The organism is Tessaracoccus sp. SD287 (assembly GCF_017355265.1).
In the GTDB taxonomy this organism is placed as follows: Bacteria; Actinomycetota; Actinomycetes; order Propionibacteriales; family Propionibacteriaceae; genus Aestuariimicrobium.
Genome location: NZ_JADIJQ010000011.1, coordinates 1 through 26,545, shown reverse-complemented (window position 1 = coordinate 26,545; position 26,545 = coordinate 1). Strand labels below are relative to the sequence as shown.

The window sequence follows — 26,545 nt, the reverse complement described above, 5'->3', positions numbered from 1 at the left end:
ATGTCACTACATTGGAACGCGCGTCCCCTCTACGAAGTCAAGGCAGGACTGTTCCAGGGCCTGTCCCACCCCTTGCGCATCCGCATCCTCGAACTTCTGGCCGACGGACGCGAACACACCGTCGCCGAGCTGATCGCCAGTACCGAACTCGAGGCCTCGCACCTGTCCCAACACCTGGCCGTGCTGCGCCGCAATCGTCTGGTCATCTCCGAGCGTCGCGGCAGTCATGTCCACTACCGGCTCTTCTCGCCCTCGGTGGCCGACCTGCTGGCGGTGGCCCGGCACCTGCTCGGTGAGCTTGTCGAGTCCGACAACCAACGCGCGGATGGCGTTGGCTCCCTTCCGGAGCTGCCGAGCTCATGACGCTTCCCGACGCCACCACCGCGGCCCTGCCCGCCCGCCGCGACCGCAGTTGGCGCAGCCTGTTGCCCTCGATCGGCGACTACGCCCAGGTCGGCACGACCTGGCGCCGTGACCTGGTCTCCGGTCTCACCGTGGGCATCGTGGCGCTGCCCCTGGCGCTCGGCTTCGGGGTCAGTTCCGGCGTGACCGCCGAGGCCGGGCTGGTCACGGCCATCGTCGCCGGCATGCTCGCCGCCTTCTTCGGCGGCTCCAACGTCCAGGTCTCGGGTCCGACCGGAGCGATGGCCGTGGTGCTGCTGCCGATCGTCGCCAGTCAGGGCGCCGGCGTGGTCGCGACGATTGCCGTGATGGCGGGCGTCCTGGTCGTCCTGGCCGGTGTCCTCAGACTCGGACGAGCCGTCTCGTTCATCCCCTGGCCGGTGATCGAGGGCTTCACCATGGGCATTGGGGTGATCATCCTGCTGCAGCAGGTGCCGCTGCTGGTGGCACCCACCCAGGCCGGGGTCGGCGAGCACAGCTCCAACACCGTGGTGGCCGCGGTGCAGGCCATCGCCGCCACCGATCTGGGCTACCTGCCCTGGGCCGTGGGCACGGCCGGCGCCGTGGCCGCCTGCATGGTGCTGGCCCCGAAACTGCATCCCGCCATCCCCGGGTCGTTGGCCGGCATCGTGCTGGTCACCGTGGTCGCCACGTTGGTCGCCACCCCCCTGGCCGTCATCGGCGAACTCCCCCACAGCCTGCCGATGCCCTCGTTGCCGCCCTTCACCGGCGGCCTGCTGGTGAGCCTGCTGCCCGCAGCCGGCACGGTCGCTGCCCTGGCCGCGATCGAGTCGTTGCTGTCAGCCCGCGTCGCGGCGTCCATGGACGACACCGGCCCCTACGACCCCGACCGGGAACTCATTGGCCAGGGCATCGCCTCGGTCGGGTCGGGCTTCTTCGGCGGCATGCCCGCCACGGCGGCGCTGGCGCGCACGGCCGTCAACGTCCGCTCGGGTGCCCGCAGCCGACTGGCCTCGATGACCCACGCCCTGGTGCTGCTGCTGGTCGTCCTGGTCGCGGCCGGACCGGTCGGGTCCATCCCGCTGGCCGCGCTGGCCGGCATCCTGGTCGTCACCGCCGTCCGCATGGTCGACGTGTCCACGGTGCGCGCGATCCTGGGGTCCACCCGTGGCGACGCCCTCAGCTTCGTGATCACCTTCATCGTCACCCTGTCCTTTGACCTGATCGTTGCGGTCATCGTCGGCATGGTGGTGCTGGGCATCGTGGCGCTGCGCAACCTCGTCCGGGCCACCGACGTCAGCCGCGAACCGATCCGCGGCGTCCCCCACCCCGGGGACGACAGCATCGCCATCCTGCGCTTCGACGGCCCGCTCATCTTCGCCTCGTCCGAGAAGATCTTCGACGCCACCATGCGCATCCAGGACGTGAGTGTGGTCATCCTGCGGATGTCGCAGCTGGAACTGGTCGACGCCAGCGGCGCCCGGGTGCTCAGCGAGGTGGTCACCGGCCTGGAACGTCGAGGCATCACGGTGCTGCTCAAGGGCGTCCAGCCACGCCACGAGGCGGTCTTCCGGTCGGTGGGGGTGCTGTCGTCGCTGCGCCACCACGAGCACCTGTTCACCGCCATGCCCCAGGCCCTGGCCCACGCCCGCAGCCACGTCGAGAGGGAGCGGATCGCGTCCCAGGCATCACCGACGCAGTGAACCGACCGCGCCGTCAGCGCAGCACGTCGTCCAGGGCGTCGGCGGCACGGATCAGCCCGAGGTGGCTGAACGCCTGCGGAAAGTTGCCCGCCAATCGGCGGTGCCGTGGGGAGTACTCCTCCGACAGCAGCCCCAGGTCGGTCTGCACCCCCAGCAGTTGGGCCATCATCGCCTGCGCGTCCGCGACCCGGCCCGTCCGGGCGTACTGCTCCACCAGCCAGAACGAGCAGATCAGGAACGGGTACTCCCCGCCGGCCAGACCATCGGTGCCGGTGTCGGTGCGGTAGCGGTGCAGGAAGCCGTGCTCGTCGAGCAGGTCAGTCTCGATCCGGGCCACCGTCGACAGCATCCGCGGGTCTTCGTAGGCCAGCAGCCCGACCTGCGGCAACTGCAGCAGTGAGGCGTCGACCTCGGTGCTCTGGTAGCTCTGGGTGAACGACTGCACATCGTCGTTCCAGCCGCACTCGAAGACTTCGGCGAACAACTGCGCACGTCGCTGGCGCCATCGCTCGACCGGCCCGTCCAGACCGTGCTCCTCAACGGCCCGGACGCCGCGGTCGAAGGCGGCCCACATCATCGCCCGGCCGTGGGTGAAGTGGTACCGGTTGCCGCGCATCTCCCAGATGCCGTGGTCGGGGCGGTCGAACTGCGCCTCCTGGAAGTCCAGCATGGAGCGCTGCAGCCCCCACGAGAACTCGTCCTCGTCCACCCCTGCTGCGCGCAACTCGTGCAGCGCGACCATCACCTCGCCGACGACGTCGGCCTGGTACTGGTTGGCCGCCCCGTTGCCGATCCGCACCGGACGCGAGTTCTCGTAGCCGGTCAGGTGACCCAGTTCGAACTCGGGCAGGTGTCGTTCGCCGCCCAGGCCGTACATGATGCGCAGCTTGCTGGGGTCGCCGGCAATGGCCCGCAGCAGCCATTCGCGCCACCGATTGGCGCCGTCGGTGAACCCGTGGGAGACCATCGCCTCGATGGTGAGCGCGGAGTCCCGCAGCCAGACGTAGCGGTAGTCCCAGTTGCGGCTGCCGCCGAAGTCCTCGGGCAGTGACGTGGTGGGGGCCGCGACGATGCCACCGGTGACCTCGTCGGTCAACGCCCGCAGGGTCAGCAGGGAGCGGCGCACCGGCTCGGCGTAGGGGCCCGAGACGCTGATCCGGCTGGCCCACTCGTTCCACAACCGGACGGTGTCCGCTCGACCGGCGGTTGGCTCGGGCACGTCGGGGTGCTCACGGAAGGAGGTCGACCAGGACAGGTCCCAGTGCAGTTCCTGGCCCTGCGCCATGGCGAACTGCCCGACGTGGTGGCCGTCGTGCTGTTCCAGCAGCGGCCCCCGCAGCATCAGCGAGTCGGGGCCGGCAACAGCGCGAATCCAGCATTGGCCGTCGAGTTCCTCGGTGCGGAAGAACGGCACCGCCTCGCCGTAGCTGAACCTGATCCGCAGCGTGTGCGCCACCACGGCGGTGCCCTCATCACAGTGGACGCTGCGCATCAGGTCGTGGCGCAACCATTCGCCCGGCTTCGACATGGGCATGTAGTCGGTGACGGTGACGCGTCCGGTCGGGCTCTGCCAGACCGTCTCCAGGACGAAGGAGTCCTGCACGTAGCGCCGCTCGACGACCTCGCCGTCGACCACGGACAGGGTCCAGTGCCCGGCATCCTCCCCGCCGAGGATGGCGCTGAAGACCGCCTGGGAGTCGAACCTCGGCAGGCACAGCCAGTCAATGCTTCCGTCCAGGGCCACCAGTGCCCCGGTGTGCTGGTCAGAAAGCAGGGCGTACTGTTCCAGCGGGGTGTCCATGTCCCCGACTCTACGTGCGGCTCCACAGCGGGGTCTTGAACTCGGTGTAGCTGGTCACGGGCTCGAAGCAGACATTGCCGCGGCACACGTAGGCCGTGGCCTGGCCGTCGCGCTGCTCGCGGTCGTCGAACAGGTGCCCGAAGCCGGTCGTTCCTGCGGGTCCCGCCACCACCATCGAACCTGCCGGCGCCATCCGCCACGCGGCTCGCACCAACTGGTTCATCCGGTCATCCTCGTCGACCACGATGGTGACGTCCGCCAGCCTCAGCCCGCGGCGTGCCTCCTCCATGACGAGCACGTCGGCCAGGCTCCACCCCGCGAATCGGGGGGAGGCGGCGACCGTCGCCCAGGTGGTGCGGGCGGCGGCATCAGCACGCTGCCCGTACCTGTCCTGGCCGCTGAGCACACCCACGGCCCGCAGCGCGGTCACCATGGTGGCGGTGCCGCTGGGGGTGGCGTTGTCGCTCAGGTCACGGGGACGCGCGAACCGCAGGTCGTCCTCGAGCGCGTCGTAGAAGCCGCCGTCCTCGGCGCTGAACAGTTCGTCGGCCTGGTCGAGCAGCCACTGCGCCCGCTCGAGCCAGCTGGCATCGCCCAGGGCCCCGGCCAGGCGCGCGAACCCCAGCGCCAGGGCGCCGTAGTCCTCGGTCACCGCCGGCGATTCACCGGCGCGGCCGTCGCGGCTGCTGCGGCGCAGTTCCCGGACGCCGTCCCCGCCGTCGACCAGGTGGACGTCCCACACCGCCTGGGCCGCGGCCCGGGCCATCGCGACCCATTCGGGTCGGTTGAAGACCATGCCGGCGGTCACCAGCGAGTCAATGGCCAGACCATTCCACGAGGCAATGACCTTGTCGTCCCGGGCGGGACGGAAACGCCCGTCGCGCACCTGCTTGAGCCGCTTGGACACGTCCTCCAGACGCTGCCAGTCGGGCACCGAGCGCAGCTGCAGGGTCGAGAGGCCGTGCTCGAAGGTCCCCTGGTTGGTGACATGGAAGACGTCCTGGGCAAAGGTGCCGTCCTCGGCGCCCAACGCGTCGACCAGCAACTCGGGGCTCCACACGTAGTAGATGCCCTCGTGCACCGAGCCGCGGATGTCAGCCGAGTCGGCGTCCAGGGAGGAGGCGAAGCCGCCGTTCTCGGTGGTCATCTCGGCGCGCAACCATTCCACGATGCCGAAGATGACCCGTTCGAACAGGGCCCGCTTGTCGGGGTCGTGGTCGGCGGTGCGACGCCAGGTGCGGGTGTAGGTGCCCAGCAGCAGCGCATTGTCGTAGAGCATCTTTTCGAAGTGCGGGACGACCCACTGGGCGTCGACCGAGTACCGGTGGAAGCCGCCGCCGATCTGGTCGTGGATGCCGCCGCGGGCCATGGTCTCGCAGGTCAGCTGCGCCATGTCGAGGCTGGTGTGGTCACCCTTGACCAGCAGGGCGTCCAGCACCATCGCCGCCGGGAACTTCGGGGCGCCTCCGAACCCGCCGTGCAGCATGTCGTAGTCCTTGCCGAGCGCCTCCAGGGTCTGCATCGCCGTGGGCGCCTTCTGCGCCGGCTCGGGGATGGCGTTGATCTCGCCCAACTGGGCACGGATCTGCGCGGCCGACTCCACCACCTCGTCATGGTTGTCGACCCAGGCCGTGGACAGGGCGTCCAGCAGTTGACCGAAGCTGGGCAGCCCGTCGCGGGGCTCCGGCGGGAAGTAGGTGCCAGCGAAGAAGGGGACGCCGTCAGGGGTCAGGAAGACCGTCATTGGCCAGCCACCGCGACCGGTCAGCGCCTGGGTGGCATTCATGTAGACGGCGTCGACGTCGGGATGCTCCTCGCGGTCGACCTTGATGGAGACGAACCCGGCGTTCAACTTCGCCGCGACCGCGGCATCGTCGAAGGACTCATGGGCCATCACGTGGCACCAGTGGCAGGCGGCGTAGCCGACGCTCAGCATCACCGGCACGTCGCGTTCTCGGGCTTCGGCAAACGCCTCCTCAGACCAGGGCCACCAGTCCACCGGCTGGTGGGCGTGCTGCAGCAGGTACGGGCTTGTCGCGGTAGCGAGGCGGTTGGCCATTTGCATGACTCCTGACGAGTGGCACATGTGTTCTTCTGAACCGAGTGATGCACGGGCCGCTTGCGACGAAATTCCGCTGGTGCCCGCGCCCACAGCCTAGAGGACGCCGCTGCCGCCCCCCGGACGTCATTCATCTGAGCACCGCGACGACTGGGACGCAACACACTCAATCGCGGCGCGTCAGTACATCCAAGAACTCGTGGTTGACGAAAAGGAGTTCCCTACCGACCTTGATATCGCGGAGGAGCCGCGCCCCGACGAGTGCGTGCAACCAGGACGACGCGGTCTGACGAGAGACGTCACAGCGGTCGGCGACGGTGTTGATGCGGCAATAGGGCTGCTCGAAGAGGACTGCCAGGAACTGTGCGTCCCGTCCCCCGGGAGTGGCCGCGCGAGCTCGGTCGGCGATGTCCTCCTGACAGGAGCGGATGGCTCCGATCTTGCGCGTCGTTGACGCCGCAGAGTCACGGACAACGTCAAGCATGTAGAGGACCCATTCAATCCAGGCACCCTCGGCTGTCACGGCTCGTAGCAGTCGGTAGTAGTCGTTCTTCCGGGCGATGATTGAGCGTGAGAGGTAAAGGATGGGATCCTGGAGCAGCCCGGCCTCAATCAGCATGAGGATGTTGATGACGCGGCCAGTGCGGCCGTTACCGTCGTGGAACGGGTGGATCGCCTCGAACTGATAGTGGGCCACCGCCATCCGCACCAACGGGTCAAGATCATCCTCGGCGTGGACAAAGCGTTCCCATGCCGAGAGCTTCTCGCGGATGAGGTCTGCCCCCTCAGGGGGCGCATACACGATCTTCCGCGTGCTCGGATTCGCGATCCGCGTGCCCGACACCGCACGCACTGCCATGTCCCGACCCTGCAGTTCAGAGCAGATCCGGGTAGCGGTCGCCGCAGTGAGCGGCCTCTCCCTGATTGACTCGACCCCGGCGAAGAGGGCGGCCCGGTAGCGCAACGCCTCCTTGGTGGCATGGTCGCCACCACCCAGGTCGACGTGCTTGAACAGCTCGTCTGCCGTGGTCACGATGTTCTCGATCTCGGAGCTGGCTTGCGCCTCGAGCAGGGGGACAGCGTGAATCAGAATGTTGGGGTTCGGAAGCAGCTGTCCGGCCTGGCTGAGAGTCGCCAGCGCCGTCCGGGCTTCAATAGTGGCCTTCAGAACGGCTTTGGGCTCAAGGTCGAGGTCCGTCGGCGGCAGCGGTGGTAGGTCGTTGAAGGGGACGTCAGGACTCCAGGACACGTGTCAACTCTTTCAACTCGTCCGCACAAAGCGTTAAGATTTCGAGACAAACTTAACACGTTTTCACGATGTGTCAGGAAACCCACCACGCAACCAAGCCATGGGAATCACAGGAGTCTGCGGAGTCCTGTGGGCCGCCTCAGCTCTTGCCGGAGGCCTTCGGTGAGCGCAGGCCGTCGCTGGCCGGGGGGACGTCCAGCTTCGGCGCGACCGGCTTGCGTCCGGCCTCGAGCGGGTCGTTGAACTCCTCGCCAGCCTTGGGCAGGGCCGGCTTGTGGGGTGCCTGGATGCCCCGGACATGCTTGCGCAAACTGAAGAAGGCAATCACCCCGAAGACTGCCAGCGCCAGGAAGGCCAGCAGCGTCAGGACGCCCGCGTTCAAATCACCCATGTGTCCGAGGCTACCGCCAGCGCGGGATCCCGCTCGCCACGAAGTCCGGCAAAAAGGTCGGTTTCGGGCTGGGCGGTCTCGACGGTGCTGGCGACCAGTTCGTAGTCCTCGGTCGGCCAGGCCCGCCGCTGGACGTCCAGGGGTGCGTCGAACCAGTGCCCGTGCGGGTCGATCTGGGTCTCGTGGGCCAGCAGGGCCTGGTCGCGCCGGTCGAAGTACTCACCGCATGCCACCTTGGTGGTCACCCGGTGCTCGTGGCTGTGGTCCTCCCACTGGGCCAGCCGCTCCCCGTAGGGCGAGTCCATCCCGGCCTCGTGCATGGCCGCGTCCAGGGCCGCGTAGCGCAGCCGGTGGAAGCCCATCTGGTAGTACAGCTTGCTGACCTGCCACGGCTCCCCGAGCTCGGGGTGCACCGACGGGTCGGCGGCCTGCTTGTAGGCCTCGACCGAGATCTTGTGGCACATGATGTGGTCGGGGTGCGGGTAGCCGCCGTTCTCGTCGTAGGTGGTCATCACCTGCGGCTTGAACTCCCGAATCACCTTCACCAGCGGCTTGGCGGCCTCGACCGGGTCCACCAGTCCGAAGCAGCCCTCGGGCAACGGCGGCAACGGGTCCCCCTCGGGGAAACCCGAGTCGACGTAGCCCAACCAGACCTGCTGGATGCCCAGGATCTCGCGGGCACGGTCCATCTCGCGGGCACGGATCGCGGCAATGTCGGCCCACACTTCGGGCCGGTCCATGGCCGGGTTGAGGACGCTGCCGCGCTCACCGCCGGTACAGGTGGCCACCATCACCTCGACGCCTTGTTCCACGTACATGATCGTGGAGGCGGCACCCTTGGACGACTCGTCGTCGGGATGGGCGTGGACGTGCAGCAGGCGAAGACCGGATTCGGACATGCGCCTCATTCTGCACCAGTTGGTCCCCCGCCCCGGGAAAGTCCGCCCATCCTGAGCCATTAGGCTGGACCGACCATGGCTGAGCAGAACATCACCGATCCGGGGCGCACCGACGCCGACCGCGCCCGCATTGCGGCACGCTACCCCCGCCGGGGTTCGGGGACGATCGTGGCCGTCGTGGGGCTGGCGCTGCTGATGGGCCTGATCGGCTGGACGGTGTGGGCGGGGCTGTCCAAGGCGACCCCCGGCATCAGCGGTCAACTGTTCAGCTACCAGGTCATCGACGACGCCCGCATCGACACCATCCTGCGGGTGCACCGCCCCGATCCCACCAGGCCGGGCACCTGCACGGTCCAGGCGCAGGCCCCCAACGGTGAGACCGTCGCCGAACTCGACGTGGCGGTGCCGCCGTCCGACCAGCAGGACGTCGAGATCGCCGCCAGCCTCAAGACCTACCTGAGGGCGCACACGGCGGTGCTGGCCGGTTGCTCGCTGGCCTGAGGCCACCACCCCAACTGACCCTGTTCGGGCGTGGCCTTGCGCTCATGTTGGGCTCACGGGCTAGGCTTGTGAAATGTCTGTGAACACTGATAGCACCGTGTGGCTCACCCAAGAGGCCTACGACAAGCTCACCGAAGAGCTGGCGCACCTCGAGGGTCCGGGCCGTGAAGCGGTCACCCACAAGATCGCCTCTGCCCGCGAAGAGGGTGACCTCAGCGAGAACGCGGGCTACCACGCCGCCCGCGAGGAGCAGGGCCAGATGGAGGACCGCATCCGCGTCCTGAAGCAGAAGCTCTCCCTGGCCAAGGTGGGCTCCGCGCCCGCCGATGCCGACGAGGTGGCGCCCGGCCGACTGGTCACCGTCGCCTACTTCGGGGACGAGGACGACACCGAGACCTTCCTGTTGGGCAGCCGGGACCTGCTCGACCTGGACGACTCGGTCAAGGAACTGCAGGTCTACTCCCCGCAATCGCCCATCGGGTCGGCGGTGATGGGCAGGCGGATCGGACAGACCAGCGAGTACGTCGCCCCGAACGGCAAGACCATCAGCCTCACCATCGTCACGGTGGAACCCTTCAAGGGATAGGCGCGCATTCGCAGACACGAACAGCGCCCGCATCCGTGAAGGATGCGGGCGCTGTTCGTTGCCGCGGTCAAAGCTCAGCCCAGGTCGGCGAGCAGCCGGGCGCCCTCGGCCGGGGTCAGCGCCCCGGAGGCGATCTCGCTGAGCACCTGCTCACGGGTGAGCGGCCCCTCCTCGGTGACGTCACCACCCAGGCCCAGGCTGACCAGCAACTGGGTCAGGCGCAGCCGGGCCGTCGGGTAGGAGACCCCCAGGTGCTTCTCGACCTCCTTGAGGTTGCCGCGCGAGGCGAGGAAGACCCGTAGCAGGTCGAGCTCGGGGTCGGACAGGGCGCAGAATTCGCACCGGGCGAAGTCGCCGACCAGCTCGGTGCCACAGCTGTGGCATCCCAGGGTGTGGATCGCCAACTGCGCGTCGCAGACCGGGCACTGGGACGGCGCCCGGTGCGCCTCGTCCTGGCGCGGCTGGGCGTGCTTGCGGCCCATGATCAATCCCCCGACTCGTCGGGGGCCGACTCGCGGACCGAGGCGTGCCCCATGACGACACCGATGTCCAGGCGCGCCGAACCGTTGCCGACCACGTACTCGTCGACCGAACCACTCTGCTCGCCGGGCCAGGAGACACGACCCAGCTGGGTCTCGGCGCGCACCGTGACATTAGCGTTGGCACCCAGGTGGATGGTCAGGGAGCCCGACTCGACGCGCACGCGGCTGCGGCCCTGGGAGATGTCGCCGCGCACGCTGGCGGAGCCCGCCTGGACCAGGGCGTCGGCCACCTCGATGACGTCATTGAGGCTGGCCCCGCCAGCAGTGACCCGCACCTTGCCGAGCACCGGCACCTTCGAGGTGTGCAGGCTGCCGGCGGTCACCTCGACGTCGACGGGAATGTTCGGGTTGACCTTGACCAGCAGTTCCTTGCCGGTGGCCATGGTGCGCAGGTCGTCCACGCTGCGGGGCGGACGGATGATGCTGAAGCTGCCGAAGTTGGGGCCGATGTCGCCGTCGCTGGACACCTCAAGAGTCCTGCCGGTGCGGCGCAGCACGTGCGGCCCGGAGGCGCTCAGGGTGGCCACGGTGGGGTCACCGATGATGCGTACCCGTCGACCCACGCTGCGTACCGTGACCTTGTCCACCCCCTTGGACCCGGCCGGTCGGGGGGCGGTGACCTCCGGCTCCTCGATGACCGTGTCGTCCTCGGGCGTGAATTCGGCCTCGGGTTCAGGGGCCGGGCGGGTGGCTCGGAAGTCCTCCCGGGCGTGGGTGGTGTACTGCGGACGGCCGGCGTCGACGCTGCCCTCGTCCTCGATGACGGGTTCGGCGTCGACCACGTCGGCATCAGCGTCAACGGTGGTGGTGGTCTCGGGGCCGCCCGACGCCAGGGCGTCCAGGCGGCGGCCGGCTTCGGCAATGTCGATGCGGCCGGCGGCCAAGTCTTCCAGGATGGTCTGTTTGTCACTCATGGAACAAATGTAAACCGGAACTTCCGATCTTGGACAGTCTTGGTTGCCATTCTCAGGGTTCAGCGGGGGCTGATCCCGACTGCGGCAGACTGGACGGGTGACCTTGACACCCTTGCACGACCTGGTGGCCCCCGACTGGGCCGAGGTACTGGCCCCGGTGGAGCCGGTGATTCGACGCCTGGGCGACTTCCTGCGGGAGGAGGTCGCCGCCGGCCGCGGCTACCAGCCCGCCGGTGAGCACGTGCTGCGCGCCTTCACCCGTCCCCTGGCCGACGTGCGGGTGCTGGTCGTCGGCCAGGACCCCTACCCCACGCCGGGCTACCCGGTCGGGTTGGCCTTCTCCGTGGACCGGCGGGTTCGTCCGCTGCCGCGCAGCCTGGTCAACATCTACGTCGAACTCCGCGCCGACCTGGGCATCGAGCCCTGCCCCCACGGCGACCTGTCCGGCTGGTTCGACCAGGGCGTGCTGCTGCTCAACAGGGTGCTCACGGTGCGTCCCGGCGCCACCGGCTCCCATCGGGGCAAGGGCTGGGAACAGGTCACCGAGCGTGCGATCGAGGCGCTGGTCGAGCGGGGCGGCCCGCTGGTCGCGGTGCTGTGGGGCCGCGATGCCCAGTCGTTGGCGCCGCTGCTGGGCGACGTCCCCCTCATCGCCAGCCCGCACCCCTCGCCGCTGTCGGCGCGGACGGGGTTCTTCGGGTCGCGGCCCTTCAGCCGGGTCAATGAGCTTCTGGAGCAGGCTGGAGCGGCGCCGATTCAGTGGCAGCTTCCCGACGACCCGAGTCGCTGACTCGTTCGGCGCGGGGCCGGAAGACCCAGAACCGGGCCAGCAGGTAGATGTAGGCACCCTCGATGCAGGCCGCCGTGACGCGTGCCACCTGGTAGTGGACACCGGCCCACTCGAGGAACGACGAGAAGCCCAGAATCCAGATGACGTAGTTGCTGACGATCACGAACAGGTACTTGGCCGACTGACTGCCGGTGTTGCCATGGGCGCGGAAGTTGAGGATCTTGTTGAGGAAGAAGGCCAGCACGCTGGCAGCCGCGTAGCTGCCGCTGACCGCCAGCGGGTACGCGATGCCCAGCACCCCGTGGGTGAGCCACAACAGCACCAGGTCGACGCCGAAGGTGAAGCTGTTGATGAAGGCGAAGCCGATGAAGGTCTGGGGAATGAGGCGCAGCACTCCCGGCAGCACCCGGTGGACGGCGCCCACGAACGCGGCGAAACCTCGTTCGGCGCGACCAGGCGTCTGTGCTGTCATCGCTTCATTATGCAGCGAGCGCAAACTCGCTCCAACGTCGGGACGGTGATCGGTCCTAGGATGAAGACCAGCTCACGAAAGGCACGCACATGTGGCGATTCCTGACCAACAAGACGACGATGGTCACCGCGGACGATGCCCTGCCCGGACGCGAGGCACCGGTGCTGACCTCCCCCTTCTTCCACCGGGTGCTCGGCCACCGTCTCGACAAGACCTTTGAAGGGGCCGAGACTGTCTACTTCGCCATGGGCTGTTTCTGGGGCGCCGAGCGCATCTTCTGGCAACTGGACGGGGTGCTGCTGACCTCGGTGGGCTACATGGGCGGATTCACGCCCAACCCCACCTATGAGGAGGTCTGCTCGGCGCAGACCGGCCACGCCGAGACCGTCCAGGTGGTCTACGACCCCGGGACGATCACGTTCACCCAACTGCTGCAGGCGTTCTTCGAGAACCACGACCCCACCCAGGGCCCGCGGCAGGGCAACGACGTCGGCACCCAGTACCGCTCGGCGATCTACACCACCACCGCCGAACAGAACTCGACGGCCGCCGCCTTCATCGCCGAGGTGCAGCCCCGGTTCACCGAGCGAGGCTTCGGACCGATCACCACCGAACTGGGCACGGCCGGCGCCTACTACCTGGCCGAGGACTACCACCAGCAGTACCTGGACGAGAACCCGGGCGGGTACTGCAACCACGGCCCCAACGGTGTCAGCTGCCAGGTGGGCGTCATCGAACTGGGTGAATGACCCACAGCCACCGGGCCGTCACTTGGCCCACCCACGACCCCAGGAGTACCCACTCATGACAGTCCTCGACCAGACCTTCACCCTGGCCACCGGCGCCACCATTCCCGCGATCGGCTTCGGCACCTGGCAGGTACCTGATGGCCCCGCCACCTACGACGCGGTGACCGCGGCACTGGCCGCCGGCTACCGGCACATTGACACCGCCCGCGCCTACGGCAATGAGGCCTCGGTGGGCCGGGCCATCGCCGACAGCGGGTTGGCCCGCGACGAGGTCTTCATCACCACCAAGCTGCCGGCCGAGATCAAGGACTACGCCACGGCCGTCACCAGTTTCGAGCAGAGTCTGGCCGCGCTGGGCACCGACCATGTCGACCTGTACCTCATCCACGCCCCCTGGCCGTGGGAGGCGATGGGCACCGACTGCGCCGCCGGCAATGCCGAGGTCTGGCGTGCCTTCGAGGAGTTCTTCGAGGACGGCAGCGCCCGCGCCATCGGCGTCTCCAACTTTTCGGTCGACGACCTGCAGAAACTCGCCCGTGCTTCACGGCTGACGCCGGCGGTCAACCAGATCTCATTCTTCATCGGACGCACCCAGGACCAGACGCTGGCCTACTGCCGCGACCACGACATCCTGGTCGAGGGCTACTCACCCCTGGCAACCGGCGCAATCCTTGACAGTCCCGAGATTGCCTCCATTGCCGAGAAGTACGGCAGGACGGTGGCCCAGGTGTGCATCCGCTACGTGCTGCAGAAGGGCGTCCTGCCCCTTCCCAAGAGCACCACCCCGTCGCGGATCGCCGAGAACGTCGATCTCGACTTCGAGATCTCGGCTGCCGACATGGAACGCCTCGACGGCCTGGACGACATCGACTGAGGTCGTCCCATACCGCTCAGGCCCCTACTGCTCAGCGGTCCACCAGCTCGACCATCACCGACTCGAGCCTGGCGGCTGAGGCCGCCCAGGTGAAGTCCAGGCTCCACTGGTGGGCCGAGCGACCCAGCGCGGCCAGTCGGTCCCGGTCGGCCAGCAGGTCGGTGATCGTTTCCGCCCACAGCGCCGGGTCGCGCCGGGCCATCAGGTGCCCCGAACGGCCCTCGGCGACCGACTCGACCAGACCGCCCGCCGCCGAGGCGACCACCGGGACACCGGACGCGGCTGATTCCAGTGCCACCAGTCCGAAGGTCTCGGAGTGGCTGGGGATGACCATCAGGGCTGCTCCACGGACCAGCGCCGCGAAGTCCTGGCGCGGTCGTGCCCCGGCGTAGCTGACCCAGTCGGCCAGGTGGTGCCTGCCGATGATTTCGTCGATGACCGCCTGGTAGTCGGCGAAGTCCTCGGAGACCTCCCCGGCGATCACCAGCCGCGGCCGGACGGCCGGGTCGATCAGTCCGAGTGCCTCGACGACCAGGTCGGCCCCCTTGAGGGGTTGCAGGCGGGCCGCGAACAGCAGGTAGTCGGCCCGCGCGGTGTCCTGGTCGGCCAGCGGATGGAAGAGGTCGTGGTCGACGCCGGGAGCGACGACCGTGACCCGCGCCGGGTCGATGCCGAAGCGTTCGATGACGGTGTCGGCCTCAGCAGCGCTGATGGCGATGACGCGATCACTGCGCTGGGCGCAGAGGTGCTCACCGGGCACCCGGCGGGCCGACTCCGGGGGTTCACCGAGCCCCAGGTCGACGTGCAACTGGGGGGCGGCGATGGAGTGGTAGCTCATCGCGTGCGGCACCTGCCACTGATCGGCGACGGGCAGCGCGGCCACACCGCTCATCCAGTGGTGGGAGTGGATCACGTCGCCCGGCTCGAGCGCCGCCAGACCCGCGCGGAACGATTCGACGTGCTCGTCGATGCGCGACTTCGGCAGGTGGGCGGCAGGACCGGCGGTCAGGGTGACCAGCTCGACGCCCGGGGCCATCTGCTGGCGCTCGGGGGTGTCGGGGTCGGTGCGGCGGGTGACCACCTCGACCTGGTGACCCAACTGCGCCAGCTCCTCGGCGGTGTGGCGCACGACAACGTTCATGCCGCCGCCGTCACCGGCGCCGAGCTGGGTCCAGGGCGAGGTGTGCATCGACACCGTGGTGATCTTCAACGTGCAGTCCTGTTCGTCGCCGTCATCAGGTCGTGCAACCCCGCCCGGGGTGGGTTTGTTCCCCACGCTCCTGGCCAGGCGAGGCCTCGTTCAGTAGCCGGCGGCCTGGCCGTCGCCGCGCGGGTCGCTGCCCGCGATGTAGGCACCTGACGGCAGCCGCCACATCATCTGTCCGCGTCCGTAGGCGTCCAGCTTGTTCCAGTGCTCTGCCTGGTGGCCACGGTCCCGGAGCCCCGCGAGCACGCCGGATTCCATCAGGGGCTCGCACAGGACTCGGCGGCCACTGTGCCAGAACCACCGTGGCTGGTCGAGGCTGGTCTGCGGATCCATGTGGTGGTCGATGGTGTTCACGACCATCTGCAGGTGTCCTTGCGGCTGCATGTTCCCGCCCATCACGCCGAACGGGCCGATGGCCGCGCCCGCCCTGGTCAGGAAGCCGGGGATGAGGGTGTGAAAGGGGCGTTTGGCCGGCTCCAGGACGTTCGGATGACCTCCGTCGAGGCTGAATCCCGCGCCGCGGTTCTGCAGGACCATGCCGGTCTGCGGCACCACCACGTGCGAGCCGAACCCATGGAAGGAGGACTGGATGTAGCTGACCATCATCCCCGCGGAGTCTGCGGCGCACAGGTACACCGTGTCGCTGGCCCTCGGGCTGCCCGGCTCAGGCACCAGCGCCTGCTCACCAATGAGGGCGCGCCGGGTTGCTGCGTAGTCCTTGGACAGCAACTCCTCGGTCGGCACCCTTCTGTGGTCGGGGTCGGTGATGTAGCGGCGGGCGTCGATGCAGCCCAGCTTCATGGCTTCGATCTGCAGGTGGACGCCCTCCGCGGAGTGGGGCGGGATGGTGGACAGGTCGAACCCTTCGAGGATGTTCAGGGCGATCAGCGCCGCCAGGCCCTGTCCGTTGGGCGGAAGTTCCCATACGTCGAAGCCGCGGTAGTCGGTGCTGACGGGGTCGACCCAGGTGCTGGTGTGGGAACTCAGGTCCTCGTGGGTGAGGAGACCACCGGTGGCGCGAGAGAAGCTGGCGATCCGGTCGGCGACTTCCCCGGTGTACACGGTGTCCGAGTTCGTCGCGGCGACCAGGCGCAACGTTCGTGCCATCTCGGCGCTGCGCCAGATGTCACCCACCCCGGGTGGCCTCCCACCGGGGGCGAACAGGGCGGGAAACGCCGCGAACTCCGCGCCGGCGAGTTTGGGGTGGACGTCCTCGACCTCCCGGCGCCAGTGCCACACCGAGATCGGGGAGGCCGGGTGCCCACGCTCGGCGTAGTCGGCGGCCGGTTCGAGGAGCCTCGAGAACGGCAATCGTCCGAACCGCTGGTGCAGGTCACGCCACGCGGCGGGCGCACCCGGGACGGTGACAGGCAGCCAGCCGTGCTGCGGCATGACGTGATGCCCCTGGCTGCGGACGTGCTCGGCGCTCAGGCCCGACGGTGAGCGGCCCGACCCATTGAGCCCGTGGAGTCGGGCACCGTCCCACACGATCGCAAAGGCGTCACCACCCAGGGAGGAGGTGGCAGGCTCGACGACCGTCGCCACAGCTGCCGTCGCGATCGCGGCGTCCACAGCGGTGCCGCCGTCGCGAAGCACCCCCACGCCCGCCTGCGCAGCCAACGGCTGGCTGGTGGCCACCATCCCGTGGGAAGCAAGAATCGGCTGATGTCGTCCCGGCCAGACCAGCTCATCAAGCGTCAGCCTCATGCTCCCAGAGCCTACGCCCCTCGGGTCCCCACCCACGGTGTGGCTGGTGCCTCGCGTGGAGCGGGCACCCCGGTGCCAACCCCCGGAAACGCGTGACTACTATCCGTAGTAGAGGCCGCCGATGACGACGGCCGAAGGGGGTCAACCAATGAGCCAGCCGCAGGACCTGACGCCACGACCCGACCTGCACCGGGCCTCCGGGCGAGTCGGGCCGGTGCGCACGCGGATGCCGATCTACGTCGACCTGCTGCCACCGTGCAACGCTGGTTGCCCGGCCGGTGAGAACATCCAGGAATGGCTGCGCCTGATCAAGGCCGGCGAGACCGAGCAGGCCTGGCGCCAACTGGTCAAGGACAACCCGTTCCCGGCGATCCACGGACGGGTCTGCTACCACCCCTGCGAGACCGCCTGCAACCGTCAGGACCTCGACGAGGCCGTCTCGATCCACTCGGTGGAGCGCTACCTGGGCGACGAGGCCATCACCCACGGCTGGAAGTTCACCAAGCCCCGCAACAACACCGGTTTCCGGGTGCTGGTGATCGGCTCGGGACCCTCCGGGCTGTCGGCCGCCTACCACCTGGCCCGCCTCGGCCACGAGGTCGAGGTCTGCGACTCCTCCGACGTGCCCGGCGGCATGATGCGCTACGGCATCCCGGAATACCGACTGCCGCGGGAGGTGCTGGACGCCGAGATCGCGCGGCTGGTCGACCTGGGCGTCGTGTTCACCCAGAACCACACCGTCACCGACCTCAACGCCGAACGACTCGCCGGCGGCTTCGACGCCGTCTTCGTCGCCGTCGGCGCCCACCTGTCCAAACGGGTCGACATCCCCGCCGCCGACGCCACCCGCATCATTGAGGCCGTCAGCTTCCTGCGCGACGTGGCCAGCGGCGAACGTCCCCTGATCGGACGCAAGGTGGCCGTCTACGGCGGCGGCAACACCGCCATGGACGCGGCGCGGGTGGCCCGACGCCTCGGCGCCGAGGAGTCGGTGGTCGTCTACCGCCGCACCCCCGACCAGATGCCGGCCCACGAGGACGAACGCGTCGAGGCCGAACGTGAGGGCGTGACGATGAACTGGCTGCGCACCATCTCGGCGGTCGAGGAGCACGGGGTGCAGGTCGAGGTGATGGAACTCGACGCACAGGGGCGCGCAGTCGGCACCGGCCGCTTCGAGACGCTGCAGGCCGACACCGTCATCCTGGCCCTGGGCCAGCGCGCCGACACCAACTTCCTGCACGACATCCCCGGGTTGCGCTTCGACGACGACGTCGTCCAGGTCGACCCCTCGTCGCTGATGACCGACGTCCCCGGCATCTTCGCCGGGGGCGACGCGGTGCCCAGCGACCGCACCGTCACCATCGGCGTCGGCCACGGCAAGACCGCCGCCCGACAGATTGACGCCTGGCTGAACCGTGCCGACGGCAGCCGCGGCCCCAAACACCCCGTCGTCATCTTCGACGCCATGAACCCGTGGTACTTCGGCGACCACGCCCGCCGGGTGCACACCGAACGGGCCATCGAGGAGCGCAGCGACTTCGGCGAGGTGGTCGCCGGGCTCACCCCGGACGAGGCCGTCTTCGAGGCCCGGCGCTGCCTGTCCTGCGGCAACTGCTTCGAGTGCGACGGCTGCCTGGGAGCCTGCCCCGAGGATGCCGTCATCAAGCTCGGCAAGGGCCACCGGTACCGCTTCGACTACGAGAAGTGCACCGGCTGCGCCACCTGTTACGACCAGTGCCCCGTGCACGCCATCGAGATGATTCCGGAGACCCTGCGATGACCGCCATCATCGACGGCAACGAGGCCGCCGCCGACGTCGCCTACCGCCTGAGCGAACTGTGCTCGATCTACCCGATCACGCCCAGCTCGACGATGGCCGAGCTGGCCGACGAATGGCAGGCCGACCACCGCGCCAACGTCTGGGGACAGGTGCCCTCGGTCATCGAGATGCAGTCCGAGGGCGGCGCCGCCGGCACCATCCACGGGGCCCTGCAGGGTGGGGCGTTGAGCACCACCTTCACCGCCTCCCAGGGGCTGCTGCTGATGATCCCGAACATGTACAAGATCGCCGGGGAGCTCACCTCGACGGTCTTCCACGTGGCGGCACGCTCCCTGGCCGCCCAGGGGCTGTCCATCTTCGGCGACCACCAGGACGTGATGGCGGTCCGCCAGACCGGGTTCGCGCTGCTGTCCAGCGCCTCGGTGCAGGAGGCCCACGACTTGGCCGCCATCGCCCACGCGGCTACGCTGCGCACCCGCATCCCGTTCCTGCACTTCTTCGACGGGTTCCGCACCAGCCACGAGTTGAACACCATCGAGCTGCTCGACGACGAGGTCCTGCGCGCCCTGGTCCCCGAGCACCTGGTCCGGGAGCACCGCCAGCGCGCCCTCAGCCCGGCCAACCCGTTCATCCGGGGCACCGCCCAGAACCCCGACACCTACTTCCAGTCCCGCGAGACGGTCAACCCGACGTATGCCCGCACCCCCGGGGTCGTGCAGCAGGTGATGGACCAGTTCGCCGAACTCACCGGCCGCGGCTACCGCGTGGTCGACTACGTCGGGCACCCCCAGGCCGAACGGGTGGTGGTGGTGATGGGGTCGGGCGCCGAGACGGTCGGCATGACGGTGGACGCCCTGAACCAGCGCGACCCCCAGGCCCGGGTGGGCATGGTGCAGCTGCGCCTGTACCGGCCGCTGCCCACCGAGCAGCTGCTGGAGGCGATCCCGGCCACCACCCGGGTGCTGGCCATCCTCGACCGCACCAAGGAGCCCGGCTCCGGCGGCGAACCGCTGTTCCTCGACGTGGTCGCCGCCCTCGGCGAGGCGACCGCCACCGGACGACGCGACGCCATGCCGCGGGTCATCGGCGGACGCTACGGACTGTCGTCGAAGGAGTTCACCCCGGCCATGGTGGTCGGCATCTTCGACGAGATGAGCCGGACCAGCCCCCGGCCCAGGTTCACCGTCGGCATCACCGACGACGTCTCGCACCTGTCCCTCGACTACCCCGCCGACCTCGACCTGGAGGACCCGCAGACCCTGCGGGCCGTCTTCTACGGCCTGGGGTCCGACGGCACCGTCGGCGCCAACAAGAACACCATCAAGATCCTCGGCTCCGACGGCCAGTTCCACGCCCAGGGCTACTTCGTCTACGACTCGAAAAAGTCGGGCTCGCGCACCGTGTCCCACCTCAGGTTCGGGCCGAACCCGATCCGGGCGCCCTACCTGGTCACCCGCGCCGGGTTCATCGGCTGCCACCACTGGAGCATCCTGGAACGCGTCGACGTGCTGGAGTTCGCCCGCCCCGGCACCACCCTGCTGCTGAACAGCCCCTACCCCGCCGACCAGGTCTGGGACCGGTTGCCGGCCCCCATGCAACGCACCATCCTCGAACTCGGCATCCACCTGTACGCCATCAACGCCAGCGCCGTCGCCCAGGACGCCGGACTGGCCAGCCGCACCAACACCGTGTTGCAGACCTGCTTCTTCGCCATCTCGGGGGTGCTGCCGTCCGAGGTCGCCATCCAGAAACAGAAGCAGGCCATCACCAAGACCTACGCCCGCAAGTCGATGGAGGTGGTCGCCAAGAACCACACCGCCGTCGACATGGCCGTCTCGCACCTGCACCACATCGAGGTGCCCGGCCTGGTCACCAGCACCCACGACCTGCTGCCACCCGTGCCCGCCGACGCCCCCGACTTCGTGCGCGACGTCACCGCCGAGATGCTGGCCGGCCGCGGGGACGCCCTGCCGGTTTCGGCGCTGCCCATCGACGGCACCTACCCCAGCGGCACCACCCAGTACGAGAAGCGCAACATCTCCGACGTGATCGCGGTGTGGGACCCGCAGGCGTGCATCCAGTGCGGCAACTGCGCCTTCGTCTGCCCGCATTCGGTGATCCGCGCCAAGCACTACGACGATTCGCTGCTGTCGCAGGCACCCGAGGGCTTCCTGTCGGCACCGTTGACCGCCGCCGGGCTGCCGAACGCCGCCTACACGCTGCAGGTCTACGCCGAGGACTGCACCGGCTGCGCCCTGTGCGTCGAGGCCTGTCCGGTGCGTCCCATCGGGCAGCCGCAGCGCAAGGCCATCAACCTGATGCCGGTCCTCGAGCGTGACACCGAGCGGGCCAACGTCACCTTCTTCGAGCAGTTGCCGCAGAACGACAAGCGGCGCATCGACTTCGGCACCGTCCGCGGCACCCAGTTCCTGGAACCGCTGTTCGAGTTCTCCGGGGCCTGCGCCGGCTGCGGCGAGACGCCGTACCTGAAGCTGTTGACCCAGTTGTTCGGCGACCGCACCACGGTGGCCAACGCGACCGGGTGCTCCTCCATCTACGGCGGCAACCTGCCGACGACCCCATGGACGCGCAACGCCGAGGGACGTGGGCCGGCCTGGTCGAACTCGCTGTTCGAGGACAATGCCGAGTTCGGTCTGGGGCTGCGGCTGGCCGCCGACCAGCACACCGCCCTGGCCCGCACCCGACTGGAACAGTTGCGCCACCTCATCGACGACAACGAACTGGTCAATGACATCCTCGACGCCAGCCAGGAGCGGGAGTCCGAACTGCTGGCGCAGGCCGAACGGGTCGCCGCCCTGACCCGCCGACTGCAGGACCTCGACGGTCCGCTGGTGGCCGACCTGACCTCGGTCGCCGACCACCTGCTGCGCCGGTCGGTGTGGATCGTCGGCGGCGACGGGTGGGCCTACGACATTGGCTCCGCCGGCCTGGACCACGTCCTGGCCAGCGGCCGCAACATCAACATCCTGGTCCTGGACACCGAGGTGTACTCCAACACCGGCGGCCAGTCCTCGAAGTCGACCCCGCTGGGGGCGGTCGCGAAGTTCGCCTCCGGCGGCAAGCAGACCAACAAGAAGGACCTGGCCATGCAGGCGGTCAGCTACGGCAGCGTCTACGTGGCCAGGGTGGCCATGGGCGCCGACCCGCAGCAGACGTTGCGCGCCCTCCGGGAGGCCGAGGCCTACGACGGCCCCAGCCTGATCCTGGCCTACAGCCACTGCATTGCCCACGGCATCGACATGCGCGCCGGGCTGGACCAGCAGTACGCGGCCGTCAACTCCGGCCACTGGCCGCTGATGCGCTACAACCCCGTAATCCGTGCCCAGGGCGGCAACCCGTTCCTGCTGGACTCGCCACGGCCCCGGCTGACCCTGGCCCAGTACCACTCCCGGGAACTGCGGTTCAAGCTGTTGCAGCAGACCCACCCCGAGGAGGCGCAACGGCTGCTCGAACTGGCCCAGGAGCAGGTCGAGCGACGGTGGCGCGAGTACGAGAACCTGGCCACCCAACCGGCGTCGGCGTTCGCACTGGACGCCCTGCTCGACCGGGTGACACCATGACCACCCGCTACCTCGGACTGGACCTGCGCAGCCCCGTGGTCGCCTCGGCCGGTCCCCTGTCGCAGACGGTGGACGGTGTCAAGGCGCTGGCCGACACGGGGCTGGGCGCGGTCGTGATGTACTCCCTGTTCGAGGAGGAGATTCGCCGCGACGAGGAACACGCGGTGTCCCTGCTGGAGGGCTACGTCGACCGGCACCCGGAATCCCTGAGCTACTTCCCCGACCTGGCCCGCACCGCCGATGCCGGCATGACGGCGACGTACCTGCGGCTGCTGGAATCCTGCGCGTCGGCCATCGACATCCCCCTGGTCGCCAGCCTGAACGGGGCCAGCACCGGCGGCTGGACCGCCACCGCCCGGCGGATGCAGGACGCCGGGGCCTCAGCCCTGGAGCTCAACATCTACTTCGTGCCCGGCGACCTGGCCCTGACCGGTGCCGAGGTCGAGGAGCGGCACCTGCAGATCCTGGCGGCGGTCAAGCAGGCAGTGACGATTCCGGTCGCGGTCAAGCTCAGCCCGTACTTCAGTTCGGTGGGCAACCTGTGCGTGCAACTGGACCGGGCCGGGGCCGACGGCCTGGTGCTGTTCAACCGGTTCCTGCAGCCCGACCTGGACGCCGAACGGCTGCAGGTGGTGCCCGGGGTGGAACTGTCCACCCCGGCCGAGGCGCGACTGCCGCGGACCTGGATTGCGGTGCTGCACCACCAGGTGCAGGCCTCGCTGGCGGCGTCCGGTGGTGTCGAGACCGCCGAGGACGTGGTGAAGTACCTGCTGGCCGGGGCCGATGTGGTGATGACGACCTCGTCGCTGGTGCGCCACGGACGCGACCATGCCCGCACCCTGGTGGCCGGGCTGCAGGAGTGGCTCGACCGCAAGCAGGTCACCCTCGACCAGACGCGCGGCCTGCTGGCGGTGCCCGCCGACGCCCCTGCAGACGCCTACGAACGCAACAGTTACGTGACCGCCCTGCAGCAGGCGAAGCGTCGCTACGGCCAGCCCGGGTGACGCCGGGCTAGGCCAGCCGCAGGCCGACCCGGGTGACCAGCGGCTGCTGCTGGCCACCGACGTGGGTGACCCGGTCCCCGTCGCGGGTGAACTGGGTGCGATGGCTGTCATGGGCGGCGAGCAGGGCAGGCATCTGCTCGGCATGGTCCTCCCACTCCACCCCGGGCGTCTCACTCTCGGGGCCGTACCAGGCGAAGAACTCCAGGAAGGGCAGCCCGGCAGCGGCGGCCGCCCCCTGCGCCACCTGCCGGGCCCGTACGTGGTCGGGGTGCCCGTAGCCGCCGGTGGCGTCGTAGCTGAGGATGGCTTCCGGCTCCGTCACATCGACCCAGGCGAGGAGGTCGGAGACCAGCACTTCCAGGGGCTGGGTCGAGAAGGCCCTCCCAGACACGTCCTCGGCTGGTCCGGCGAGTCCCGGCGCGAGCCAGACCATGCCGGAGTCCTCGTAGACGTGAAATTGGCCGTCGCGGCTGGCCGGCGGGGTGCCCAAAAAGGCGTGCCGTCTGATCCCCAGATGCGCGATCGCGGCGGCCAGTTCCGCCTCACGGACGCGGGTCAGTTCGGCTGCGGTGGTGGCCGCCGACAGCACGCCGGGCACCAGTTCCCCGCGCTCACCGCGGCTGCAGGTGACCAGGTCGACCTCGACCCCGTCGGCGCTCAACTGGGCGATCAGGGCACCGGTCGCCAAGGTCTCGTCGTCGGGATGTGCATGGACGAACAGCACCCGCTGGTACGGCGAAATCAGCATGTCAGCTCTCGTTGTGGCGGCGGGCGGCTGCGGCGCCCAGCCCGGTCAGGAACCCGACGACCTTACCGCGTGGCAGTGACCGTCCCTCGACGGTGGTCGGGTCCGTCCCCGACGGCAGCATCCTGTTGGCCAGGCCCATGGCCCGGACGGTGAGGCTGGGCAGCAGTCCCCGCACCCGCACGGCGAGCTTTGGCAGCGCCCCCACCAACACGTGGGTGCGGCCGGCCAGCACGCCGTCGACGATGATGCGGGCGGCACGCTCGGCGTTGATGCTGAGGATCGGCAGCGACGCCGCCGGCCCGAACCAGGCGAACTCCCGCGGCGCGTCGCCGGTGAACAGGGCCCGCTCGTGTGACCCGGTGCGCATCAGGCCCGGCGCGATGGTGGTGGCGGTGACACCGGTCCCGGCCAGCGCCGCCGACAGCCCCTCGCTGAAGCCGACCGCCGCGAACTTCGCCGTCGCATAGGGCAGCAGGTGCGGCGGCGAGACCAGTCCCCCGACGGAGGTGACGGTGCCGATGCGACCGTGACCGCGTTCCCGCATGCCGTCCACGACGGCCAGGGCCAGATGGACCGGCCCCCACGTCATCGTGTCGAGGGCGTCACGGAAGTGCTCCAAGGTCAGCGCCTCCAGTGGCCCGACCTGGATGATCCCGGCGACGGTGATCAGCACGTCCACGGGCCCCAGCTCTGCCTCGACGTGGCTGACCAGGTCGCGGCAGTCCTGCGCGTCACGGACGTCGGAGACCCTCGTGAGCACCCTGGCCGAAGCAGCCTGGTCAACGTGGCGGCGCCACTGGTCGAGCTGGTCGCCGGCGCGGGCGAGTTCTTCCCCGTCGCGGGCGCTGATGGCCACCGAGTACCCCCGCTGCAGCAGGCGTTTGGCGATCAGCAGGCCCAGACCGCGTGAGCCGCCGGCGACGAGCGCGACACCATTCATGCGGGTGACACTACGGCCCGATGTTCCCCGGGGTGCCGGGCGAGGACCAATGGCACCCCTTTGGTGGGCGAATCCGCCTCCGGCCTGACCGGGAGCGTCGGCTCGCCTAGCGTGGGTCCATGAAAGCTCTCACCTGGCATGGCCTCAAGGACGTCCGCGTCGAGTCGGTACCCGACCCGCGGATCGAGCAGCCCACCGACGCCGTCATCCGCGTCACCTCCACCGCCATCTGCGGTTCCGATCTGCACCTGTACGGCGTGCTGGCGCCGTTCCTGAAGCCCGGCGACATCCTGGGCCACGAGTTCATGGGGGTGGTGGAGCAGGTTGGCTCGGCCGTGCAGAACCTCTCCGTCGGGGACCGCGTGGTGGTCCCGTTCGTCATCGCCTGCGGGCACTGCGACATGTGCGAGCGGGGCCGTTCCACCCAGTGCGAGACCACCCGGGTCCGGGCCAAGGACAAGGGTGCAACCCTGTTCGGCTACACCTCCCTGTACGGTGCGGTGCCGGGTGGGCAGGCCGAGATGGTGCGCGTCCCCCATGCCGACTTCGGTCCCGTGAAGGTCCCCGAAGGCATGCCCGACGAACGCTTCCTCTACCTCTCCGACATCCTGCCGACCGCCTGGCAGGGCGTGCAGTGGGCCGACGTCCCCGAGGGTGGCACCTTGGCGGTGCTGGGCCTGGGCCCGGTCGGCCAACTGGCGGTGCGGGCCGCCCAACGGCAGGGCGTCAAGCGCATCATCGCCGTCGACCTGGTCGACGAGAGGCTGCAGTTGGCCCGGGAGTGGGGTGCCGAGGTGGTCGACCATCGTGAGGTGGACGACGTCGCCGCGACCCTGAAGGAGATGACCGACGGCCGTGGCCCGGATTCGGTGGTGGACGCGGTCGGCATGGAGGCCCACGGCAATCCGGTCGCCGAGAAGGTGATCGCCGGGGCGGCCCGATTGCCCGGCGCCGTGGGGCAGAAGGCGATTGAGCACGTCGGCATCGATCGGCTCGACGCGCTGCACACCGCCATCGAGGCAGTGGCCCGGGCCGGGACCGTCTCGCTGTCGGGCGTCTACGGTGGCGCGGTCGACCCCATGCCGCTGATGGCCATGTTCGACAAGCAGATCACCCTGCGGATGGGCCAGTGCAACGTGCGGTCCTGGACCGACGAACTGTCGGCCATTGCCGAACAGGACGGGGACCTGCTGGGACTGGAATCCTTGGCCACCCACCGGCTGCCGCTGGACGAGGCCCCCGATGCCTACGCCATGTTCCAGCAGAAGACCGACGGCTGCATCAAGGTGGTGCTGAAGCCCGGCGAGTAAGGGGTCGTCCCGTCCCGGGACGTGAAGGAACCCGCAGCCGCCCGATTGGGCTTGCCTGTGCGGACGACGACAGGCGCTGCGGGTTCCCGGTGATCTGTGTGGATTCGCCTTAGCGGCAGACCACCTCACCCGTCCGTTTGGCAATACTCATTGGTCGGACCACCCCCTTCCTTGTGTAGACCCACAGTAAGCACCTGGTCGGCCTCGGGGCAACGGAATATCCCGCCGGGTCGGCCCACCGGCCGATGGCTGCTGGACCGGGGACTGCGTAAACTGTCCCAGTGCCTGTGTCCCGCCGAGCTCTGCTGGGCGCGCTGACCGTGGCCGCACTGGTCTCCTGTCAGCGCGAGCCCGGCGGCCGCGCCACCCCCACCC

General features: G+C 69.1%; 23 protein-coding genes. 11 read left to right on the top strand and 12 right to left on the bottom strand.

Translation table 11 applies throughout. From position 1 onward, the window contains the following. Positions 1 to 363 carry a helix-turn-helix transcriptional regulator gene (locus IPV09_RS06255; protein WP_207474383.1) on the top strand — a complete coding sequence of 121 codons (363 nt, stop codon included), beginning with the start codon at positions 1 to 3 and terminating at the stop codon, positions 361 to 363. After that, positions 360 to 2,066: a SulP family inorganic anion transporter gene (locus IPV09_RS06250; protein WP_207474382.1), complete on the top strand. Its 1,707-nt coding sequence runs from the start codon at positions 360 to 362 to the stop codon at positions 2,064 to 2,066. Before IPV09_RS06255 ends, IPV09_RS06250 begins: the two co-directional genes overlap by 4 nt. Positions 2,067 to 2,079: 13 nt before the next feature. Here IPV09_RS06250 and IPV09_RS06245 read toward each other — a convergent pair whose 3' ends face one another. From IPV09_RS06245 to mca, 5 genes are all read right to left on the bottom strand, one after another. Then, a complete protein-coding gene (locus IPV09_RS06245; protein WP_207474381.1) occupies positions 2,080 to 3,867 on the bottom strand; it encodes a glycoside hydrolase family 15 protein in 1,788 nt (595 codons plus the stop codon). Positions 3,868 to 3,877: 10 nt separating this feature from the next. Continuing rightward, entirely contained in the window at positions 3,878 to 5,926 is a 2,049-nt protein-coding gene (locus tag IPV09_RS06240; protein ID WP_207474380.1) for a thioredoxin domain-containing protein, read from the bottom strand. Between the two features lie 166 nt (positions 5,927 to 6,092). Then, complete coding sequence (locus IPV09_RS06235; RefSeq protein ID WP_207474379.1) at positions 6,093 to 7,175, bottom strand: Fic/DOC family N-terminal domain-containing protein; 1,083 nt, start codon at positions 7,173 to 7,175, stop codon at positions 6,093 to 6,095. A gap of 139 nt (positions 7,176 to 7,314) precedes the next feature. Beyond that, a complete protein-coding gene (locus IPV09_RS06230) occupies positions 7,315 to 7,566 on the bottom strand; it encodes a hypothetical protein (protein WP_207474378.1) in 252 nt (83 codons plus the stop codon). Continuing rightward, positions 7,554 to 8,474 (bottom strand): mycothiol conjugate amidase Mca, encoded by a 921-nt coding sequence (gene mca / locus IPV09_RS06225; protein ID WP_370590241.1) that lies wholly within the window; start codon positions 8,472 to 8,474, stop codon positions 7,554 to 7,556. Before mca ends, IPV09_RS06230 begins: the two co-directional genes overlap by 13 nt. 66 nt (positions 8,475 to 8,540) lie before the next feature. Between mca and IPV09_RS06220 the strand changes: the two genes are divergently transcribed. Beyond that, entirely contained in the window at positions 8,541 to 8,966 is a 426-nt protein-coding gene (locus IPV09_RS06220; RefSeq protein ID WP_207474376.1) for a DUF4307 domain-containing protein, read from the top strand. 73 nt (positions 8,967 to 9,039) lie between these two features. Beyond that, on the top strand, positions 9,040 to 9,552 hold the full coding sequence (gene greA / locus IPV09_RS06215) for a transcription elongation factor GreA (RefSeq protein WP_207474375.1): 513 nt from the start codon (positions 9,040 to 9,042) through the stop codon (positions 9,550 to 9,552). A 74-nt stretch (positions 9,553 to 9,626) separates the two neighbouring features. Here the strand turns inward: greA and IPV09_RS06210 are convergent, their stop codons facing one another. Then, entirely contained in the window at positions 9,627 to 10,034 is a 408-nt protein-coding gene (locus IPV09_RS06210) for a DUF2089 domain-containing protein (RefSeq protein WP_207474374.1), read from the bottom strand. 2 nt (positions 10,035 to 10,036) lie between these two features. Then, complete coding sequence (locus tag IPV09_RS06205) at positions 10,037 to 11,008, bottom strand: hypothetical protein (protein ID WP_207474373.1); 972 nt, start codon at positions 11,006 to 11,008, stop codon at positions 10,037 to 10,039. A 97-nt stretch (positions 11,009 to 11,105) separates the two neighbouring features. Here IPV09_RS06205 and IPV09_RS06200 point away from each other — a divergent pair, with 97 nt between their 5' ends. Further along, on the top strand, positions 11,106 to 11,798 hold the full coding sequence (locus IPV09_RS06200) for a uracil-DNA glycosylase (protein ID WP_207474372.1): 693 nt from the start codon (positions 11,106 to 11,108) through the stop codon (positions 11,796 to 11,798). Here the strand turns inward: IPV09_RS06200 and IPV09_RS06195 are convergent. Then, positions 11,728 to 12,270 (bottom strand): GtrA family protein, encoded by a 543-nt coding sequence (locus IPV09_RS06195; protein WP_207474371.1) that lies wholly within the window; start codon positions 12,268 to 12,270, stop codon positions 11,728 to 11,730. The genes IPV09_RS06200 and IPV09_RS06195 overlap by 71 nt on opposite strands. A gap of 89 nt (positions 12,271 to 12,359) precedes the next feature. Between IPV09_RS06195 and msrA the strand changes: the two genes are divergently transcribed. Together msrA and IPV09_RS06185 are read left to right on the top strand one after the other, a co-directional pair. Beyond that, a complete protein-coding gene (msrA, locus tag IPV09_RS06190; protein ID WP_207474370.1) occupies positions 12,360 to 13,019 on the top strand; it encodes a peptide-methionine (S)-S-oxide reductase MsrA in 660 nt (219 codons plus the stop codon). 55 nt (positions 13,020 to 13,074) lie between these two features. Further along, on the top strand, positions 13,075 to 13,893 hold the full coding sequence (locus tag IPV09_RS06185) for an aldo/keto reductase (RefSeq protein ID WP_207474369.1): 819 nt from the start codon (positions 13,075 to 13,077) through the stop codon (positions 13,891 to 13,893). A gap of 31 nt (positions 13,894 to 13,924) precedes the next feature. Here IPV09_RS06185 and IPV09_RS06180 read toward each other — a convergent pair whose 3' ends face one another. Both IPV09_RS06180 and IPV09_RS06175 read right to left on the bottom strand, forming a co-directional pair. Continuing rightward, complete coding sequence (locus IPV09_RS06180; protein ID WP_207474368.1) at positions 13,925 to 15,103, bottom strand: glycosyltransferase; 1,179 nt, start codon at positions 15,101 to 15,103, stop codon at positions 13,925 to 13,927. A gap of 90 nt (positions 15,104 to 15,193) precedes the next feature. Then, positions 15,194 to 16,807: a gamma-glutamyltransferase family protein gene (locus IPV09_RS06175; RefSeq protein ID WP_207474367.1), complete on the bottom strand. Its 1,614-nt coding sequence runs from the start codon at positions 16,805 to 16,807 to the stop codon at positions 15,194 to 15,196. Positions 16,808 to 16,955: 148 nt separating this feature from the next. Here IPV09_RS06175 and IPV09_RS06170 point away from each other — a divergent pair, with 148 nt between their 5' ends. Genes IPV09_RS06170 through IPV09_RS06160 form a run of 3 tightly spaced genes read left to right on the top strand, consistent with a single transcriptional unit; the run spans position 16,956 to position 23,172 of the window. Beyond that, positions 16,956 to 18,587, top strand: a complete 1,632-nt coding sequence (locus tag IPV09_RS06170) for an NAD(P)-binding protein (protein ID WP_207474366.1) — start codon at positions 16,956 to 16,958, stop codon at positions 18,585 to 18,587. Then, positions 18,584 to 22,168, top strand: a complete 3,585-nt coding sequence (gene nifJ, locus IPV09_RS06165) for a pyruvate:ferredoxin (flavodoxin) oxidoreductase (protein ID WP_207474365.1) — start codon at positions 18,584 to 18,586, stop codon at positions 22,166 to 22,168. The genes IPV09_RS06170 and nifJ overlap by 4 nt, the downstream gene beginning before the upstream one ends. Further along, positions 22,165 to 23,172: a dihydroorotate dehydrogenase-like protein gene (locus tag IPV09_RS06160; RefSeq protein ID WP_207474364.1), complete on the top strand. Its 1,008-nt coding sequence runs from the start codon at positions 22,165 to 22,167 to the stop codon at positions 23,170 to 23,172. The genes nifJ and IPV09_RS06160 overlap by 4 nt, the downstream gene beginning before the upstream one ends. A gap of 7 nt (positions 23,173 to 23,179) precedes the next feature. Here IPV09_RS06160 and IPV09_RS06155 read toward each other — a convergent pair whose 3' ends face one another. Continuing rightward, positions 23,180 to 23,920: a PIG-L family deacetylase gene (locus IPV09_RS06155; protein WP_207474363.1), complete on the bottom strand. Its 741-nt coding sequence runs from the start codon at positions 23,918 to 23,920 to the stop codon at positions 23,180 to 23,182. 1 nt (position 23,921) lies between these two features. After that, positions 23,922 to 24,860, bottom strand: a complete 939-nt coding sequence (locus IPV09_RS06150) for an SDR family oxidoreductase (protein ID WP_207474362.1) — start codon at positions 24,858 to 24,860, stop codon at positions 23,922 to 23,924. Between the two features lie 119 nt (positions 24,861 to 24,979). On the opposite strand from IPV09_RS06150, the gene IPV09_RS06145 reads away from it, so the two are divergent. Next, positions 24,980 to 26,170 (top strand): zinc-dependent alcohol dehydrogenase, encoded by a 1,191-nt coding sequence (locus tag IPV09_RS06145; RefSeq protein ID WP_207474361.1) that lies wholly within the window; start codon positions 24,980 to 24,982, stop codon positions 26,168 to 26,170. Positions 26,171 to 26,545 lie beyond the last annotated feature (375 nt).